The sequence below is a fragment of the Malonomonas rubra genome (genome assembly GCF_003247215.1).
Taxonomy (GTDB): Bacteria; Desulfobacterota; Desulfuromonadia; order Desulfuromonadales; family Geopsychrobacteraceae; genus Malonomonas; species Malonomonas rubra_A.
This window is the reverse complement of record NZ_QKAP01000022.1, coordinates 66,041-82,172: the sequence shown is the minus strand read 5'-3', so window position 1 is coordinate 82,172 and position 16,132 is coordinate 66,041. Positions and strand designations below refer to the sequence as shown.

The 16,132-nt window shown below is 53.1% G+C and carries 16 protein-coding genes; 14 read left to right on the top strand and 2 right to left on the bottom strand.

The genetic code is table 11. The features are described from left to right. Positions 1 to 138 precede the first annotated feature (138 nt). Complete coding sequence (locus tag Q7J88_RS02410; protein ID WP_303720558.1) at positions 139 to 456, bottom strand: hypothetical protein; 318 nt, start codon at positions 454 to 456, stop codon at positions 139 to 141. A gap of 254 nt (positions 457 to 710) precedes the next feature. On the opposite strand from Q7J88_RS02410, the gene Q7J88_RS02405 reads away from it, so the two are divergent. The 12 genes from Q7J88_RS02405 to galE all read left to right on the top strand — a co-directional run bounded on the left by Q7J88_RS02405 (position 711) and on the right by galE (position 14,762). Continuing rightward, positions 711 to 1,757, top strand: coding sequence for a PAS domain-containing sensor histidine kinase (locus Q7J88_RS02405; protein WP_303720573.1), 1,047 nt, complete (start codon positions 711 to 713; stop codon positions 1,755 to 1,757). A 25-nt stretch (positions 1,758 to 1,782) separates the two neighbouring features. Continuing rightward, entirely contained in the window at positions 1,783 to 3,132 is a 1,350-nt protein-coding gene (locus tag Q7J88_RS02400) for a sigma-54 dependent transcriptional regulator (protein ID WP_303720557.1), read from the top strand. Positions 3,133 to 3,145: 13 nt separating this feature from the next. Beyond that, complete coding sequence (locus tag Q7J88_RS02395; RefSeq protein WP_303720556.1) at positions 3,146 to 4,453, top strand: trypsin-like peptidase domain-containing protein; 1,308 nt, start codon at positions 3,146 to 3,148, stop codon at positions 4,451 to 4,453. Between the two features lie 22 nt (positions 4,454 to 4,475). Beyond that, positions 4,476 to 5,009, top strand: coding sequence for a TlpA disulfide reductase family protein (locus Q7J88_RS02390; protein WP_303720555.1), 534 nt, complete (start codon positions 4,476 to 4,478; stop codon positions 5,007 to 5,009). A 17-nt stretch (positions 5,010 to 5,026) separates the two neighbouring features. Continuing rightward, on the top strand, positions 5,027 to 5,773 hold the full coding sequence (locus Q7J88_RS02385) for a cytochrome c biogenesis CcdA family protein (RefSeq protein ID WP_303720554.1): 747 nt from the start codon (positions 5,027 to 5,029) through the stop codon (positions 5,771 to 5,773). 135 nt (positions 5,774 to 5,908) lie between these two features. After that, positions 5,909 to 6,343 carry a Fur family transcriptional regulator gene (locus Q7J88_RS02380; protein ID WP_303720553.1) on the top strand — a complete coding sequence of 145 codons (435 nt, stop codon included), beginning with the start codon at positions 5,909 to 5,911 and terminating at the stop codon, positions 6,341 to 6,343. Between the two features lie 42 nt (positions 6,344 to 6,385). Further along, positions 6,386 to 8,341 (top strand): ferrous iron transport protein B, encoded by a 1,956-nt coding sequence (feoB, locus tag Q7J88_RS02375; protein WP_303720552.1) that lies wholly within the window; start codon positions 6,386 to 6,388, stop codon positions 8,339 to 8,341. Between the two features lie 184 nt (positions 8,342 to 8,525). Beyond that, complete coding sequence (locus Q7J88_RS02370; RefSeq protein WP_303720551.1) at positions 8,526 to 9,182, top strand: metal-dependent transcriptional regulator; 657 nt, start codon at positions 8,526 to 8,528, stop codon at positions 9,180 to 9,182. A 127-nt stretch (positions 9,183 to 9,309) separates the two neighbouring features. Beyond that, positions 9,310 to 10,405, top strand: a protein-coding gene (prfB, locus tag Q7J88_RS02365; RefSeq protein WP_303720550.1) for a peptide chain release factor 2 whose coding sequence is annotated in 2 segments (ribosomal slippage) — positions 9,310 to 9,378 and positions 9,380 to 10,405 — 1,095 coding nt in all. Because the reading frame shifts where the segments join, the coding sequence is not laid out codon by codon here. 144 nt (positions 10,406 to 10,549) lie between these two features. After that, entirely contained in the window at positions 10,550 to 12,022 is a 1,473-nt protein-coding gene (gene guaB, locus Q7J88_RS02360; protein ID WP_303720549.1) for an IMP dehydrogenase, read from the top strand. A gap of 1 nt (position 12,023) precedes the next feature. Beyond that, positions 12,024 to 13,586 (top strand): glutamine-hydrolyzing GMP synthase, encoded by a 1,563-nt coding sequence (guaA, locus tag Q7J88_RS02355; RefSeq protein WP_369681954.1) that lies wholly within the window; start codon positions 12,024 to 12,026, stop codon positions 13,584 to 13,586. 159 nt (positions 13,587 to 13,745) lie between these two features. Continuing rightward, entirely contained in the window at positions 13,746 to 14,762 is a 1,017-nt protein-coding gene (gene galE, locus Q7J88_RS02350) for a UDP-glucose 4-epimerase GalE (protein ID WP_303720547.1), read from the top strand. Positions 14,763 to 14,798: 36 nt separating this feature from the next. On the opposite strand, the gene Q7J88_RS02345 is transcribed toward galE, so the two are convergent. Continuing rightward, the gene (locus Q7J88_RS02345; RefSeq protein WP_303720546.1) at positions 14,799 to 15,467 is read right to left on the bottom strand and encodes a PolC-type DNA polymerase III; all 669 of its coding nucleotides are present in this window, start codon (positions 15,465 to 15,467) and stop codon (positions 14,799 to 14,801) included. A gap of 98 nt (positions 15,468 to 15,565) precedes the next feature. Here Q7J88_RS02345 and Q7J88_RS02340 point away from each other — a divergent pair, with 98 nt between their 5' ends. Both Q7J88_RS02340 and Q7J88_RS02335 read left to right on the top strand, forming a co-directional pair. Next, entirely contained in the window at positions 15,566 to 15,823 is a 258-nt protein-coding gene (locus tag Q7J88_RS02340; protein ID WP_303720545.1) for a hypothetical protein, read from the top strand. Positions 15,824 to 15,838: 15 nt separating this feature from the next. After that, positions 15,839 to 16,105, top strand: coding sequence for a hypothetical protein (locus tag Q7J88_RS02335; protein ID WP_303720544.1), 267 nt, complete (start codon positions 15,839 to 15,841; stop codon positions 16,103 to 16,105). The last annotated feature ends 27 nt before the right edge of the window (positions 16,106 to 16,132 follow it).

Here is a 16,132-nt window from a genome sequence, read left to right as displayed (position 1 = left end):
CAGCCTTCCACGCTGAACAGCCTGTTAAATTGTTTAAGGGAGGCCTTCTCATATTTGACCATTTGAAGTTATTTATGGCCCTTAAAACAAAACCCCCGGCAAGGCCGGGGGTTATCTACTAATTGAACTGAACATTGTTTAGGCCAGCTCACCGTACTTGTTGATGCCTACCCGGTCTTCCGGGAAAGTGCGGTCGTTGGAGGCCAGCTCACCGTACTTGTTGATGCCTACCCGGTCTTCCGGGAGTGTACTGTCATTGGAGGCCAGTTCACCGTACTGATTGATGCCTACCCGGTCTTCCGGGAGTGTACTGTCATTGGAGGCCAGCTCACCGTACTGATTGATGCCTACCCGGTCGCTCGAGTTAAATTGATTTGCAGCAACCAAGCTGCTTGCCAATAGTCCAGATACTACAAAAACGCTTGCGATCGCGATTGCTTTAGTTTGTTTTTTCATGATCCTCTCCTTGTAGGAAATAGTTTTTTGTAATCTCTACAAATACTTTTTTCAAGCAGTGTGCCAATTATAATTTCTATAAATATCAGATAGTTGTTTGTTGCTATGGACAGTTCTTGTTCTGCAGCGTAGAATATTCAACAGCACAATGAATATTATTCTCTACTACTTATGTTGGTAATCGTTTTCGAAAGTACGGAAAAGTGATAAAGATTGGCAGGGGTAATTATATCCGCCTATTGATATTGTTCGTGATGATTGTTGGCGTCACCTCGCTACATTATTTGACGCACACCGAGCATTCGCAAAGTCACGGCATCTATCGGAGGCTCTATTATGTGCCGATTGTTCTTGGTGGGATCTGGTATTATCTGCGTGGCGGAGCAATCGTCGCCTTGCTAGTTTCCGTGTTGTATGCGCCGCATGTGTTGTTTCAGTGGGGACATCTGCCGGCGATCCACATCGAACAATATCTGGAAATTCTTATTTACAACACGATCGGCTGTCTCACGGGTTTCCTGGCCGAGCGGGAGCATGTCCAGCGCATAAGGGCGGAAGATGCAGTGGAGCATTTAGCAAGCAGCTACGCGAAGTTGAAATCTCAGGCGGATCTGATTCTGGAGATTGAAGACCAGCTGCGACGCGCCGATCGGCTGACCGCCCTTGGTGAACTCTCTGCCGGGATGGCGCACGAAATCCGCAACCCGCTCGGGTCGATACGGGGTACAGCCGAAATCCTTCGTGACGCTTTTCCTCCTGAAGATCGTTATGCGGAGTTCACCAATATTTTGGTCGATGAGGTTGATCGTCTTAACAAGGTACTGGAAGATTTCCTGCATTTTGCCCGCCCGGAAGCGAGTGAGAGAAACGAATTCAAACCGGCCCAGGTGCTGAATGAGGTGTTGCAGTTAACCCGCCAGCAGGCAAACCAAAAACAGATTTCCGTTGTCTGGAGCGAAGAAGAACTGCCAGCTGCGGTAGGTGATGCTGCTCAATTCAAACAGGTCTTTCTCAACCTGATCCTGAATGCTTTGCAGGCGTTGCCGGACGGTGGTCAGGTCTGGATTCTCGCCCAGGTTAACGAGGACCAGATCACCCTGCTGTTCAGAGATAACGGACCGGGAATCCCCGATGCCGACCTCGACAAGATTTTCAACCCATTTTTTACCACCAGGCAGGACGGGACTGGACTCGGTTTGGCAATTACCCACCGCCTTGTGTTGAATAACTGCGGACAGATCCGAGTGGCCAATCACCCGGATGGGGGCGCCGAGTTTACCTTGATATTGCAGCGTGCTTGATATGCTGATGGTATAGAGGAGAAAGATGTCTGAACAAATATTACTGATTGATGATGATGCTTCTTTGCGGCGGGTAACCGAGTTTAACCTGCAGCAGGCGGGATATCATGTTCTTGCGGCGGCCAACGGCGCGGAAGGGTTGGCTCTGTTCAAACGTTATCGGCCCGCTTTGGTGATCACCGATGTGCAGATGCCGGAGATGGACGGGTATCAGGTTCTGAGGCAGGTGCTGGAGTTGGAACCACAGACCCTGGTCATTATTATTACCGCATACAGTTCGGTGGAGCAGGCGGTTGGGGCGATCAAGGATGGCGCTTACGATTATGTGACGAAACCGTTCAGTCGTGATCAGCTGACCTTGGCCGTTGCAAAGGCTTTCGAGTATCGCAAGCTGTGGCGGGAGAACATTCAGCTCAGGGATGTGTTGTCCGGAAACTTTGATCGGAAGCAGATCATTGGTCAGTCGCGCAGCATGCAACAGCTTCTGGAACGGGTCGAGCGGGTGGCGGCAACTCAGGCATCGGTGCTGATCAGTGGCGAGAGCGGTACCGGCAAGGAAGTAATCGCGAAAGCCTTGCATCAGGGGTCCGAACGTTGTGACGGTCCTTTTGTCGCGGTCAACTGTGCGGCGATTCCCAAGGATTTGATCGAGAGCGAACTGTTCGGGCATATCAAAGGCTCCTTTACCGGAGCGATCAGGGACCGTAAAGGAAAGTTCTCACTGGCCGATGGCGGCACCTTGTTTCTCGACGAGATTGGCGAATTGCCGATCGATCTGCAACCGAAGCTGCTACGTGTTTTGCAGGAGCAGACCTTTGAGCCGGTCGGCGGGACAACGGAGCAGGTCGATGTCCGGGTTGTGGCAGCGACCAATCGCGATCTCGAAGAAGCGATGGAGAATGGAAGCTTCCGTGAAGACCTCTATTATCGGCTGGCGGTGGTGCCCCTGGAATTACCACCGTTGCGCGAACGCAAAGATGATATTCCGCTGTTGCTCGATTTTTTCCTGAAAAAGCAGAATGCTGGCGTCGGAGTCCGTTTTTCCAAGGAGGTCCTCGATTATCTGAAGAGTTACAGTTGGCCCGGTAATGTGCGGGAACTGGAAAATGTTGTGGAGCAGATGCTGATCCTGCGCCAAGGAGACCTGTTGCAGTTGTCCGACCTGCCGGAGAGGATCGGCCGACCAACGGTTCGCAGTGGCGGGGTGCTGAATCTGCCTGATGAAGGTTATTCGCTGGAAGCGCTTGAGCAGGAGGCGGTTGAAGAGGCATTGCGGCGTTGCGAAGGCAACAAGAGCAAGGCCGCCGCATTCTTGCGGATTCCGCGACACACACTGCTTTATCGACTGGAAAAATACCATATCCAAACCTCGTAGGAGTTTTTTTCGTATGTTTATCCGTTTGATGTTTGTCGGTCTGTTGCTGTTACTGCCGTTTTCCAATGCGTTGGCAGCAGAGCGACGTACTCCGGTGGTAGAAGCGGTTGCCAAGGCTCGTGACGCGGTGGTTAACATCCGTACCGAAGAAATTGTGCGTCAGCGCAGCAGCCCCTTTTTCGGGTTTGGTGATTCGATTTTCGAACAGTTTTTCAACGACATGCTCTCACCGCGCAGCTATAAAACTCAATCCTTGGGTTCCGGGGTGATCATTGATGCGCAGGGCTATATTCTGACCAACGCTCATGTGGTGGAAAAAGCCTCGAAAATCTTTGTTGCCCTGACGGAAAAAAACCAAGAGCTAGAAGCCAAACTGATCGGGATGGATGAACGGATCGATCTAGCGGTGCTGAAAATAGAACAGCAGGGAAACTACCCCTATCTGCAACCGGCTAGGTCAGACGATCTCCTGCTGGGTGAATCGGTGATTGCCATCGGCAATCCGCTCGGCCTCGGTCATTCGATTACTACCGGGATCATCAGTTCGACTAAACGACATGTTCAACTCGATAAAAACTTTTCTTCGGTGTTCATCCAAACCGATGCCTTGATCAATCCTGGTAATTCTGGCGGACCGTTGATCAATATCAACGGTGAGTTGATCGGTATCAATACCGCCATCGCCAGGCAGGCACAGGGGATCGGTTTTTCGATTCCGATCAACACGGCAAAAAGGGTTTTGAACGATTTGATCGAATACGGGCGGGTCCGTCGTGCCTATTTTGGTGTGGTGCCAGCCGAAGTCAGCAGTAATTTTACGCACTCATACGGTGAAGGAGGAGTTCTGATTGAGGAACTGCTTGACGATTCACCGGCGGAAAAGGCCGGTTTCCAGATTGCCGATGTTATTCTGACCATCGATGGGGTGGAGGTCAGATCGCTGGAGGAATATTATTCCCTGCTGCAGACCTACACCCCGGGAGATAAGCTGAATGTTTTTTTGCTGCGCGGTTTGCAGATGCAGGAAAAGAGTGTTTTGTTAACAACCTTGCCGAAAGGATATGAATTATCATATACTCTGCAGAATTTCGGTTTCTCCCTCAAGGAAGGGCAGCGCGGTCTGTTTATCGACAGGGTTGTCGATGGGTCTGCCGCGGATAAAATCGGTTTGAAGCTTGGCGATCAAATTGCTAAGGTGGATGGAATTGCAATTGAGACTCTTAGCGATTACGAAGCGGTGATCACGGAGCGGATCGGGCGCTTGCCGTTAACGTTTCTGGTGGCCCGCAATAATCGCGGTTATCTGATCGAATTGCCATAATAAACGAAAAGGATACTTCTTTATGCGTTCAATGATCATCAAAGGCCTAGTGCTCTTCTGTCTACTGTTGCTTGTCGGCTGTAGCGAGCAGAGCGAACAACCACAAGGGCAGGGCAATGTCGGCACCGGCAAGGGGCAGCTTGCACCAAACTTTACCCTGACCGACATGCAGGGGAAGAGTGTATCCCTGGCTGATATGAAAGGGAAGGTGGTTCTGCTTAATTTCTGGGCTACATGGTGCCCGCCCTGTCGCGAAGAGATGCCCTCGATGGAGATGCTGCATCGCAAGTTCAAGGATGATGGTCTGGTGATATTGGCGGTGAATGTCGAGGAGAATAGCGGTCCGGTGGTGCAAACGTTTCTGCAGAGCAACCCCTATACATTCAGGATTCTCCTCGATGGTGAAGCCAAAGTGCAAAATCTCTACAAGGTGTTCCAGTTTCCGGAGACCTTTATCATTGATCGCAACGGCATGGTTGTCGAAAAGGTTATCGGTGCTATCGATTGGATGGGCGGCCCGGCGTTTAAGTTGATCAATTTTCTGCTCAAGGGTTGAGCGCCGGAGTTATCTCTATGGAAGCCAGTACCGATGTCACCGTCTGGATCGCCTTTACCGCAGGTTTGCTTTCCTATTTTTCCCCTTGCGTGTTGCCGCTGATTCCGTCGTACCTGACCTATATTTCCGGCCTGTCCTTTGGCGAACTAAATGTTACCCACGCCAGCACCAAAGTGCGGATGACGGTTATCACGCACTCCCTGGTATTTATTGCCGGTTTTTCAGTTGTTTTTATCGCGCTCGGTGCCTTGGCGGGACTTGCGTCGTCGACATTTCAGGCCCACCTGCGAGAAGGCTTGGGCATTGTGCAGAAAGTTGGCGGGGTGCTCATCTTTCTGTTCGGTGTTCATCTGAGTGGCTTGTTTCATTTCGGGGTGCTGCTTGGCGAAAAACGGATTCAACTGCGTAACAAGCCTACCGGTTTCGTCGGAACGTTCTTGGTCGGGATCGCTTTTGCCGCTGGCTGGACCCCCTGCATTGGCCCCATTCTCGGTGCGATCCTGGCGATTGCCGCCAGCAGTGCTGGTGGAGCAGGGCGTGGTGTGCTGTTGCTTTCCGCCTATTCGGTTGGGCTGGGGGTGCCCTTTTTAATATCTGGGATTCTTTTTCACAGCTTCCTTGGTTTTTTCAACCGTTTCAAAAAGCATATCCGTATTGTCGAGATCCTGACTGGCCTGTTGTTGATGGTTGCTGGTGTGCTGCTGTTCTTCGACATGTTCAGCCGGCTTGCTGGTTACCTGTACCGGTTTTTCCCTCCTGCCTGATTTCACTATTCTCGTCGTTTGTTGGGGCGTCCCGTTCGGGGCGTCTTTTTATTTTTGAAAAATTTTCTTGACCTTTCTGCTCTGTTTCTTTAGCTTCTGAAAATCGTTTTCATTTTCTAGTTGAGGGCTGAACCGATGGACCCGATAAAGCAATTCAACGAATATGTCAGTCGTAAAGGGCTGAAGAATACCAACCAGCGAATGATTATTCTGGAGACGTTTCTTGCCTCCGAATCTCATTTTTCCACTGAAGAGCTTTATCTGAAACTGCGCGAAGAATACCCGAAGATAGGCTATGCGACCGTTCATCGGACGCTCAAGCTGTTTGCTGAATGCGGTATAGCCGCAGAGCGGAATTTCGGAGATGGCCAGACCCGTTTCGAGCCGGTGCATGGAGAAGAGCATCATGACCATTTGGTTTGTACCAGCTGTGGTCTGATTATCGAGTTTGAAGAACCGCAAATCGAAAAACTACAGGAATCAGTTGCGGCAACTCATCAGTTTACCATCGAAAATCATCGCCTTGAGCTTTACGGCCTTTGCGCTGCATGTGCAGCAGCGGACCAATAAAATATTATCCTTCATCAGTAATGTCTGAAAGTTTTAAGATTTATGGCAGAGCAAAATCCGCTACCTAAAGTCGTTCTGGTTGGTAACCCGAACGTCGGCAAAAGTGTCCTCTTTAATGTCCTGACCGGTGCGTATACCACAGTTTCCAACTATCCCGGAACCTCGGTCGAAGTTTCCCGCGGCGAGTGTGAAATCTTCGGGGTTAACTACGAAATTCTCGACACTCCCGGCATGTATTCGATCATGCCTATTACCGAGGAAGAACGTGTCGCGCGGAAGATTTTGCTGGCAGAAACGCCCCACGCGGTGCTGCATGTGATCGATGCGCGCAATATTGAGCGGATGTTGCCAATGACCTTGCAGCTGATCGAAGCCGGTTTGCCCATTATCCTTGTCGTCAATATCCTAGATGAGGCGAAGCGACTCGGCATGCAGATCAATTTGCAAAAGCTGCAGCAGAATCTCGGTGTGCCGGTCATTGGCACGGTGATGAGGCGCAAGCAGGGGTTGGCTGAGTTGCAGCAGGCGATCGCCGACTACGCATCGGTGCCGCACAAACCATTTACTTACGGCAGAGACCTGGAGCGGGATGTTACGCTTACTGCGGCGCTGCTTAAAGGGGAGTATCGCTTCAGCAAGCGGGCTACGTCACTGTTGCTGATGCAGAAAGACACTGATGTTGAGCAACTCGTCGAACGTGGGGAACCCGCAGAAAATCTGGCTGAGTTGATGGAAGTGGTGCGCGGGATTATTTTTGAACGGCGCGCCGACTTGCATCTGCAGATCAGCATGGAGCGCAAGAAAATCTGCAAGAATATGCTCGCCGACGTTGTTACGCAGGCGGAGCAGGCAGATGAGCCTTTTGCGGAAAAACTGTCCCGGTGGACCATTAACCCCTGGAGTGGTACACCCATCCTGTTGCTGGTGATCTACTTTGGTCTGTACCAGTTTGTCGGTGGCTTTGGGGCCGGTACCCTAGTCGATTTTCTGGAAGGAAGTCTGTTCGAAAATTACATCAATCCTCCCGTGGTCGATTTTGTTCGCAGCCACGTTTCCGCAGAGTGGCTGTTTGAGCTGCTGGCCGGGGAGTATGGCCTCTGGACCCTTGGCATCCGTTATGCCGTTGCCTTGGTGCTCCCGATCGTCGGCACCTTCTTCCTGATTTTCTCGTTGCTAGAGGATACCGGTTATTTCCCGCGGCTGGCTTTGCTGGTCGACCGGGTTTTCAAGAAGATCGGTCTTTCTGGCCGCGCCGTGATCCCGATGGTCCTCGGTTTCGGCTGCGACACCATGGCGACCATGGTGACCCGGACCCTGGAAACGGTGCGGGAGCGGATCATCGCTACCATCCTGCTCTCCCTTGCGATTCCCTGCAGCGCTCAACTCGGCGTGATCCTCGGCCTACTCTCAGAGGTTCCCGGCGCTTTAGCAGTGTGGATGATTTCCATGTTGCTAATCTTCCTGCTGGTCGGATTTCTCGCCTCGAAGGTGATGCCGGGAGAACATCCGGTCTTCTACATGGAATTGCCGCCGTTGCGCCTGCCGCAGTTCCGGAATGTAGCGGTCAAGACCCTGACCCGGATGCAGTCTTATTTCATGGAGATCCTGCCGCTGTTCCTGTTCGCATCCTTTATCCTCTGGGGCCTGAAGATGCTCGGCGCGCTAGAAGGGATCATCGGTGGACTTGCACCGATCGTGCGCGCTATCGGCTTACCAAACGAAGCGACCTCGGCCTTCGTGTTTGGCTTTTTCCGGCGCGATTTCGGCGCTGCCGGTCTTTACGATCTGCAGACCAACGGTCTGCTGACTCCGACCCAACTGACAGTCGCAGCGGTTACCTTGACCCTCTTTGTCCCCTGCATCGCCCAGTTCCTGATGATGAAGAAAGAACGTGGTTTCCAGGTATCTCTATCGATTTTTTTATTTGTTTCGGTACTCGCCTTCGCCTGCGGTTGGCTGTTGAATAAAATCCTTCTGACTACCGGGGTGCTGGCATGAATTGCGGCTTTTGTGGAAAAGAAATCCCGGCGGAAATCGGGCCGGGAGAGGAAAAAAACTCGTGCGGAAGTTGCCGAGGGGGCTGTCGCAAGATACATTGTCCCTATTGCGGCTATGCGAACCCGGCACCGGGAAAGCTGTTGCGCAGAATATTGGAAAAGAAGGAACAAAAGGATTGAGATCAATGGATCGTTTATCGCCAAAAGCAGAAGAAATTCTTGAATCTCTTTGGATCGCTACGGTCGAGGGGGATGAAGTCGGTTGTTTGCTCAGCGAACTTGGAATCAGTGCTGATGCCCAAGAGCTGAACGAGTTGATCGAGCAGGCCTTCGTGGAAGTTCGTGGAGAGCGTCTGCATTTACGCAAGGAAGGTCGCCCGGAAGCGCAGATGACAGTACGTCGCCATCGTTTGGCCGAGCGGCTGATGATGGATATCCTCGATATTCAGGGAGACGAAGGGAACGAGCAGGCCTGCGCTTTCGAGCACCTGCTGCATCAGGGCGTCGATACCAAGATCTGCACCCTGCTCAACCACCCGACCACCTGCCCACACGGCAAACCGATTCCGCCTGGCACCTGCTGCGAAGAAGCGCGGCAGAAAGGGGCACCGGGGATCGTACCGCTGACCGAGCTGAAATCTGGCGAATCGGGTGAAATCGCCTACCTGGCGGCTAGTGACGAAAAAAAGATGCAGAAGTTGATGAGCATGGGGGTGCTGCCCGGCAGCGAGCTCAACCTGGTGCAGACTTTTCCCAGCTACATCTTCAAGGTCGGCCATTCGCAGTTTGCCGTTGACGATACCTTGGCGAGAGAAATCCATATTCGGCGACCGGTAAAGTAAATTTAAATTCAGCGATTTTCGGGGCGATCCAGCGGGTCGCCCCGAGTTTTTCTAGCGCTGTATTTCTTCATCCTTTTAGGCTATACTGCGCGGCTCAGTTCATTATCATTTTTTAGGAGACAAGTATATGTTCCGGGAACCGAAAGAGACCGTTAAAGAATTGCAGGAAAAACTCCAGGAACTCTGGAGGTATCTTTGACGTCGATGCCAAGCGGGAACGGGTTCAGGAATTAGAGGCGGGAATCGCCGACCCCGATTTCTGGAATCAGGGGGATAAAGCGCAGGAGTTGCTCAAAGAACGGACCATGCTGCAAAAGATTGTCGAGGATTGCGTCTCGGCTAAACAGCAGCTGGAAGATGCGCAGGTGTTGATTGAACTTGGAGAAGAAGGGGAGGACGTAGAAACCCTCGCCGAAGTGAATGAGTTGCTTCCCGATCTGGTCAAGCAGATAGACAAGATGGAGTTTGCGCGGATGCTTTCCGGCGAACATGACGCCAGCAACGCCACCTTGAGTATCAATGCCGGCAGTGGCGGTACCGAAGCTCAGGATTGGGCCGAGATGCTGCTGCGGATGTACCTGCGCTACTGCGAGAAGAAGGGCTTCAAAACGGAGCTGACCGAATATCAGGCGGGAGACGAAGCGGGCATAAAGAGCGCAACTTTCAGCGTCGAAGGCGGGTACGCCTATGGTTACCTGAAAGCGGAGATCGGTGTACACCGGTTGGTGCGCATCTCGCCGTTCGACTCGAATGCCCGCCGACACACCTCCTTTTGCTCGGTGTTTGTCTTCCCAGAGCTTGATGAATCGATTGAAGTCGAAGTTGAGGAGAAGGATATTAAGGTCGATACCTTCCGTGCAAGTGGTGCCGGGGGGCAGCACATCAACAAGACCGATTCGGCGATCCGCATCACCCACATTCCGACCGGCATCGTTGTCGCCTGTCAGAACGAGCGCTCTCAACACAAGAACCGGGCAACGGCGATGAAGCAGCTTAAGGCGCGTTTGTACGAGTTGGAGATGCGCAAGAAAGAGGAGGAGGCCGCGGCCTTTTCTGAGGATAAAAAAGAGATCGGCTGGGGGAGCCAGATTCGTTCTTATGTGCTGCACCCTTACCGGATGGTCAAAGACCATCGCACCAGCTATGAGGTCGGTAATACCGACGCGGTTCTCGATGGCGATCTGGAAGGATTTATCGAGGCCTATTTGCTGAGTGGAAAATGATTTCGCCAGACCAATATGAATAAAACGATGTCCCATTTTTACGGCGTTTTTTTCTTTTGAAAAAGCGCCGTAAATGCTTGACTCATGAGAAGTTTTCCGCTAGATTCGCCGGTTAAAATTTCCCCCCACGCAAAGGAGCGATCGATGCAAGATTCTGAGATTCCCGTAGGCCTGACATTTGACGATGTCCTGTTGGTCCCTGCCCATTCGCAGGTGCTGCCAAAGGAAGTCGATTTGACCACCCAGCTAACCGCATCGATCAAGCTGAATATCCCGCTGCTGTCGGCGGCGATGGATACCGTCACCGAATCGCGCAGCGCCATCTGCATGGCACGGGAAGGGGGACTTGGGATCATCCACAAGAATATGACCCCGGCCGAGCAGGCACTTGAGGTCGATCAGGTGAAGAAGTCGGAGAGCGGCATGATCGTTGATCCGATCACTATGGATCCCGACCAGAAAATCTTCGAAGCGTTGGAGGTGATGAAAAAATATCGTATCTCCGGTGTGCCGGTAACAAAGAACGGCAAACTGGTCGGCATCATGACCAACCGCGATCTGCGTTTTGAAACCAATCTTGATCAACCGATTTCCAATGTGATGACCAAGGACAAGCTGGTCACCGTACCTCCCGGCACCACCCTGGAGGAAGCCAAATTCCATCTACACGAGCACCGCATCGAGAAGCTGCTGGTGGTGGATGATAATTTCGCCCTGAAAGGGCTGATCACCATCAAAGATATCGAGAAGGTCCGTAAATACCCGAACGCCTGCAAAGATGCCCTGGGTCGCTTGCGGGTCGGCGCTGCTGTGGGGGTTGGCGTCGATCTGGAAGATCGGACCGAGGCATTGGTCAAGGCAGGTGTCGACCTGCTGGTGGTCGATACCGCGCACGGGCACAGCCAGGGGGTTCTCGATGCAATCGGGCGGGTGCGTGACCAGTACCCCGAGCTGCAACTGATGGCCGGAAATATCGCTACCGGTGCTGCCGCCAAGGCATTGATCGACAAAGGCGTCAACGCTGTTAAGGTTGGGATTGGGCCAGGTTCGATCTGTACCACCCGGGTAGTTGCCGGAGTCGGTGTGCCGCAGATCACTGCGATCCAGCAGGTCGCCAAGGTCGCTCATGCCGCCAATGTTCCCTTGATCGCAGATGGCGGCATCAAATTCTCCGGTGACCTGCCGAAAGCGATTGCTGCGGGTGCAGACGTGATCATGATCGGTTCGCTGTTTGCCGGTACCGAAGAGTCGCCGGGAGAAACTATTCTCTATCAGGGGCGAACCTACAAATCCTACCGTGGCATGGGCAGTCTCGGTGCGATGAAACAAGGTAGCAAAGACCGCTACTTTCAAGGCGATGTCGATACCGATACGAAACTGGTCCCGGAAGGGATCGAGGGCCGGGTGCCGTTTCGTGGCCCGCTCTCCGACAACATTCATCAACTGATGGGTGGTTTGCGTTCCGGGATGGGCTACACCGGCTGCAGGACAATTAAGGAACTGCAGCAGAATGGCCAGTTTGTACGCATCACCAACGCCGGCCTGCGTGAATCTCATGTCCATGACGTGACCATCACCCAGGAAGCGCCCAACTATCGGATTGAAAGAGGGTCTTAAACTGATGACCGATATTCACAGTGAAAAAATCCTGATCCTCGATTTCGGCTCCCAGTACACGCAGCTGATCGCCCGGCGGGTGCGTGAGTCGCACGTCTACTGCGAACTGCACCCCTTCGACATGTCGCTGGCGGAGATCAAGACCTTTGGTGCCAAGGGGATTATTCTTTCCGGCGGGCCGAAGTCGGTCTACGAAGAGGGGGCTCCGGCGATTGCGGAAGAGCTATTCGAGCTCGGGATTCCGGTCCTCGGCATCTGTTATGGCATGCAGCTGATGAGCCGCCACTTTGGTGGCGAGGTAATTGCTGCCGGCAAGCGGGAGTACGGTCATGCCGAGCTTCTCGCTGAAGGGACTCCTGGACCGCTGTTCGACGGTTTCTTTGTCGATGCCAAAAGCCCGGTCTGGATGAGCCACGGCGACCACGTCGAGAAAATGCCGGCAGGCTTCGAGATGATCGCCAGAACCGCCAATGCGCCGGTCTGTGGCATTCAGAACGTGGCACGCAACCTCTACGGTGTGCAGTTTCATCCCGAGGTCAACCACACCCCACGTGGTGAACAGTTGCTCAACACCTTCGTGCGCCAGATCTGCGGTTGCAGTGGCAGCTGGACACCGGGGAAAATTATCGAAGATGCAGTGGCGCGGATCAAGGAACTGGTCGGTGACGATCAGGTGATTCTCGGTCTTTCCGGTGGCGTCGATTCATCGGTAGCAGCGGCGCTGATCTACAAGGCGATTGGTAACCAGCTGCACTGCGTGTTTGTCGATAACGGCCTGCTGCGGCTGGATGAAGGCGATCAGGTGATGGCGACCTTTGCCAGCAACATGGGGGTCAAGGTCACCCGGGTCAACGCCCAGCAACGATTCTACGCAGCGCTGGCCGACGAGACCGACCCTGAGAAAAAACGCAAGATCATCGGCAACCTGTTCGTCGATATCTTCGAAGAGGAATCGAACAAGCTCAAGGACGCCAAGTGGCTGGCGCAGGGGACTATCTACCCCGATGTCATCGAGTCGGCCGGGGCTAAAACCGGAAAGGCGCACAACATCAAGAGTCACCACAATGTCGGTGGCCTCCCCGATTACATGAAATTGCAGTTGCTCGAACCACTGCGCGAGCTGTTTAAGGACGAGGTCCGTGCCATCGGCGAGGAACTCGGCCTGCCGCACCAGATGGTCTGGCGGCACCCCTTCCCGGGGCCGGGATTAGGGGTGCGTATCCTCGGCGAGGTCAGAGAGGAGTATTGCGAGATCCTCCGCCGCGCTGACGCTATCTACATCGAGGAGCTGTACGAGAGCGGTCATTACCACAAGATCAGTCAGGCCTTCGCCGTGTTCCTGCCGGTCAAGTCGGTCGGCGTGATGGGGGATGGTCGCACCTACGAGTACGTGGTTGCCCTGCGCGCGGTCGAGACCAAGGATTTCATGACTGCCGGTTGGTACCCGATGCCGTACGAGGATCTGGCGCGGATTAGTAACCGAATCATCAACGAGGTCAAGGGGATAAACCGGGTTACCTACGATATCTCGAGTAAGCCGCCCGCGACCATCGAGTGGGAGTGAATCGATAAAACTGTAGCAGAAGTGAAGAGAGCCGTTGAGTATAAACATCGGCTCTTTTTTGTTAAAAGGTTGGATTCTATTGGTCGAAATCTTTAGAATTAAATCTGTTTTGTTCTGAAGTTGATAAATTTAGATCCGCGAATAAACAAGGGGGATGTTTTGGCAACTGTTCTTCTGACCGGCGGTGCCGGTTATATCGGTTCGCATACGGCGGTGGAGTTGATTTCATCCGGCTATCGAGTGGTGATCTTCGACAACTTCTGCAATAGTTCACCGGTGGTGCTGGAGCGACTGGCGACCATCATCGGAACGGAAATTTCCTGCGAGCGGGGTGACATCCGCGATAATGGATTCCTCGCCAACCTTTTCGCCGATTATCAGATCGATGCTGTGATCCACTTCGCTGCCTTGAAAGCGGTTGGTGAGTCGTGCGAAATACCGCTTGAATATTTCGATAACAACATCTCCGGCACCATCACGCTGTTACAGGCAATGCGAGCTGCTGGGTGCAACAACCTAGTCTTCAGCTCTTCCGCTACGGTCTACGGCGATCCAGACAAATGCCCGATCACTGAGGATGCCGCGCTGCGGGTGACGAACCCTTACGGTCGCACCAAGCTTGTGATGGAGCAGCTGATTAACGATGTTTGCGCATCCCATGCCGATTTCAAGGCTGCCATTCTGCGCTACTTCAACCCGGTCGGTGCCCACTCTAGTGGTTTGATCGGCGAAGACCCGAACGATATTCCGAATAACCTTATGCCGTTCGTCAGCCAGGTGGCGGTTGGTCGTCGCGAACTACTGCAGGTCTTCGGTGATGATTACCCCACCCCTGACGGGACAGGGGTACGCGATTATATCCATGTTGTCGATCTGGCGCGGGCGCATGTGGCTGCGGTCGATTATCTGCTTCGCGAACAGCGGAACCTGACGGTGAACCTTGGCACCGGTAGAGGTATAAGCGTGCTGGAGATGGTGCGAGCCTTCGAAAAAGCAAGCGGACGCAAAGTTCCGTACAAGATCGCACCACGCCGGGCGGGGGATATTGCCGAGTGCTACGCCGATCCGTCACTGGCCAACCGCCTGCTCGGTTGGAAGGCCGAGTTCGGCGTCGAAGAAATGTGTGTCGACGCCTGGCGCTGGCAATCGCAGAACCCGAACGGGTTCGAGGAGTAAATGAAAACCGTTGGCAGCTGCCAACGACTTCTTGCGTTAGAAGAGAGATCTGGTCGTATCCGGACGTGACGTTCTGAACTCTTCAGCCGTTTTGAGTAAAAATTCGCTTACCTGCGAGTACGGGGTCTTGGCCAGCTTGAGTAAAATAGCAAAAGGGAGCTCTGAAAAACCGTACTGCAGGCCGATATCTTTAAGAATCTGCAGCCAGAGGGAGGCGGTCATCTCTGCGTCTGCCAAGGCACGATGGAATGGTCCGTTACCTGCCAGATTCTTTAGCCTGATCAGGGTTTCAAGTTTGTAGTTCGGCAGGTCGAGATAGATCCGGCGGGCTATCTTTAGGGTGCAGCCGAAATTTAAGGGTCTTTTCTTGCCGATCAGTTCCAATTCTGCCTCGAGGAATTTTTGATCGAAAGAGGCGTTATGTGCCACCAGCGGATAGTGACCGATAAAATTGGCCAGTTCACCAATCACTTCTTCTGATACAGGGGCGCCACCCAGCATTCGGTTGTTGATGCCGGTGACCATTTCAATCTCCCTACTGATCAGAAAGCCAGGGTTGATCAGACTTTGAAAACGGTCGGTGATCTGTTGGTCGCGGATGAGCACGGCGCCAACTTCAATGGCGCGATCCCCCTGCGCTGGAGACATGCCGCTGGTTTCAAAATCGATGACGACAACAGGCTCGTTTGTTGCGGTATAATTCATCAAGTTTACCTTTCGGTTGCATGTAGTGAAACCATCTTACGTTCTGTTGTTGCCCGTTGACCAGTTGCGAGTCAAAAAATAAGCAAACGGAGGAGCTGATGACTTGGACCCCCTGGATCCGAATCGAACCTGAGGACTCACCACAAGAGAAGGTGCAGAGACTTTATAAAAAGACGCGCAAGCCTCTCACTGGTAAGCTGTCCGACCTGACACAGTTGACCAGTCTGGCTCCGGAGCTGTCTGAACACTTGCACTACTTGGGCGTGTCGGTCTATCGTGATGTCGGCAGCCTGAGTCTGCGCGAGAAGGAGGTCGCCGCGCTGGTCACCTCGGCCGTGATCGGCTGTGTGCATTGAACGGCGACCCATCGGGTGGCCCTCGGTCGAGCGGCAAAGGATGAACAGTTGGCAGCACAGGTGGCTGAAGACTATACCAAAGCAGAACTGACGGAACGGGAACGCCTGATCGCCGATTTCGCGGCCAAGGTGACCCGTTCTCCCGATACCTGTAGCTCGCGGGATCTGGAAGTGTTGCGCAAGGCGGGATTCAGCGATGAGGATATCCTCGGCATGGTTGGGATTATCAGTTACCAAAACATGACTACCCGGATTATGGAGTCGTTGAGCACGGTTGATTAAGAAACTGATTTATGTTGAGTTTTGCGG

Coding starts and splice junctions, on each gene's coding strand:
- Q7J88_RS02410 (WP_303720558.1), bottom strand. CDS start 456: ATGAAAAAACAAACTAAAGCAATCGCGATCGCAAGCGTTTTTGTAGTA.
- Q7J88_RS02405 (WP_303720573.1), top strand. CDS start 711: ATGATTGTTGGCGTCACCTCGCTACATTATTTGACGCACACCGAGCAT.
- Q7J88_RS02400 (WP_303720557.1), top strand. CDS start 1,783: ATGTCTGAACAAATATTACTGATTGATGATGATGCTTCTTTGCGGCGG.
- Q7J88_RS02395 (WP_303720556.1), top strand. CDS start 3,146: ATGTTTATCCGTTTGATGTTTGTCGGTCTGTTGCTGTTACTGCCGTTT.
- Q7J88_RS02390 (WP_303720555.1), top strand. CDS start 4,476: ATGCGTTCAATGATCATCAAAGGCCTAGTGCTCTTCTGTCTACTGTTG.
- Q7J88_RS02385 (WP_303720554.1), top strand. CDS start 5,027: ATGGAAGCCAGTACCGATGTCACCGTCTGGATCGCCTTTACCGCAGGT.
- Q7J88_RS02380 (WP_303720553.1), top strand. CDS start 5,909: ATGGACCCGATAAAGCAATTCAACGAATATGTCAGTCGTAAAGGGCTG.
- feoB (WP_303720552.1), top strand. CDS start 6,386: ATGGCAGAGCAAAATCCGCTACCTAAAGTCGTTCTGGTTGGTAACCCG.
- Q7J88_RS02370 (WP_303720551.1), top strand. CDS start 8,526: ATGGATCGTTTATCGCCAAAAGCAGAAGAAATTCTTGAATCTCTTTGG.
- guaB (WP_303720549.1), top strand. CDS start 10,550: ATGCAAGATTCTGAGATTCCCGTAGGCCTGACATTTGACGATGTCCTG.
- Q7J88_RS02345 (WP_303720546.1), bottom strand. CDS start 15,467: ATGAATTATACCGCAACAAACGAGCCTGTTGTCGTCATCGATTTTGAA.
- Q7J88_RS02340 (WP_303720545.1), top strand. CDS start 15,566: ATGACTTGGACCCCCTGGATCCGAATCGAACCTGAGGACTCACCACAA.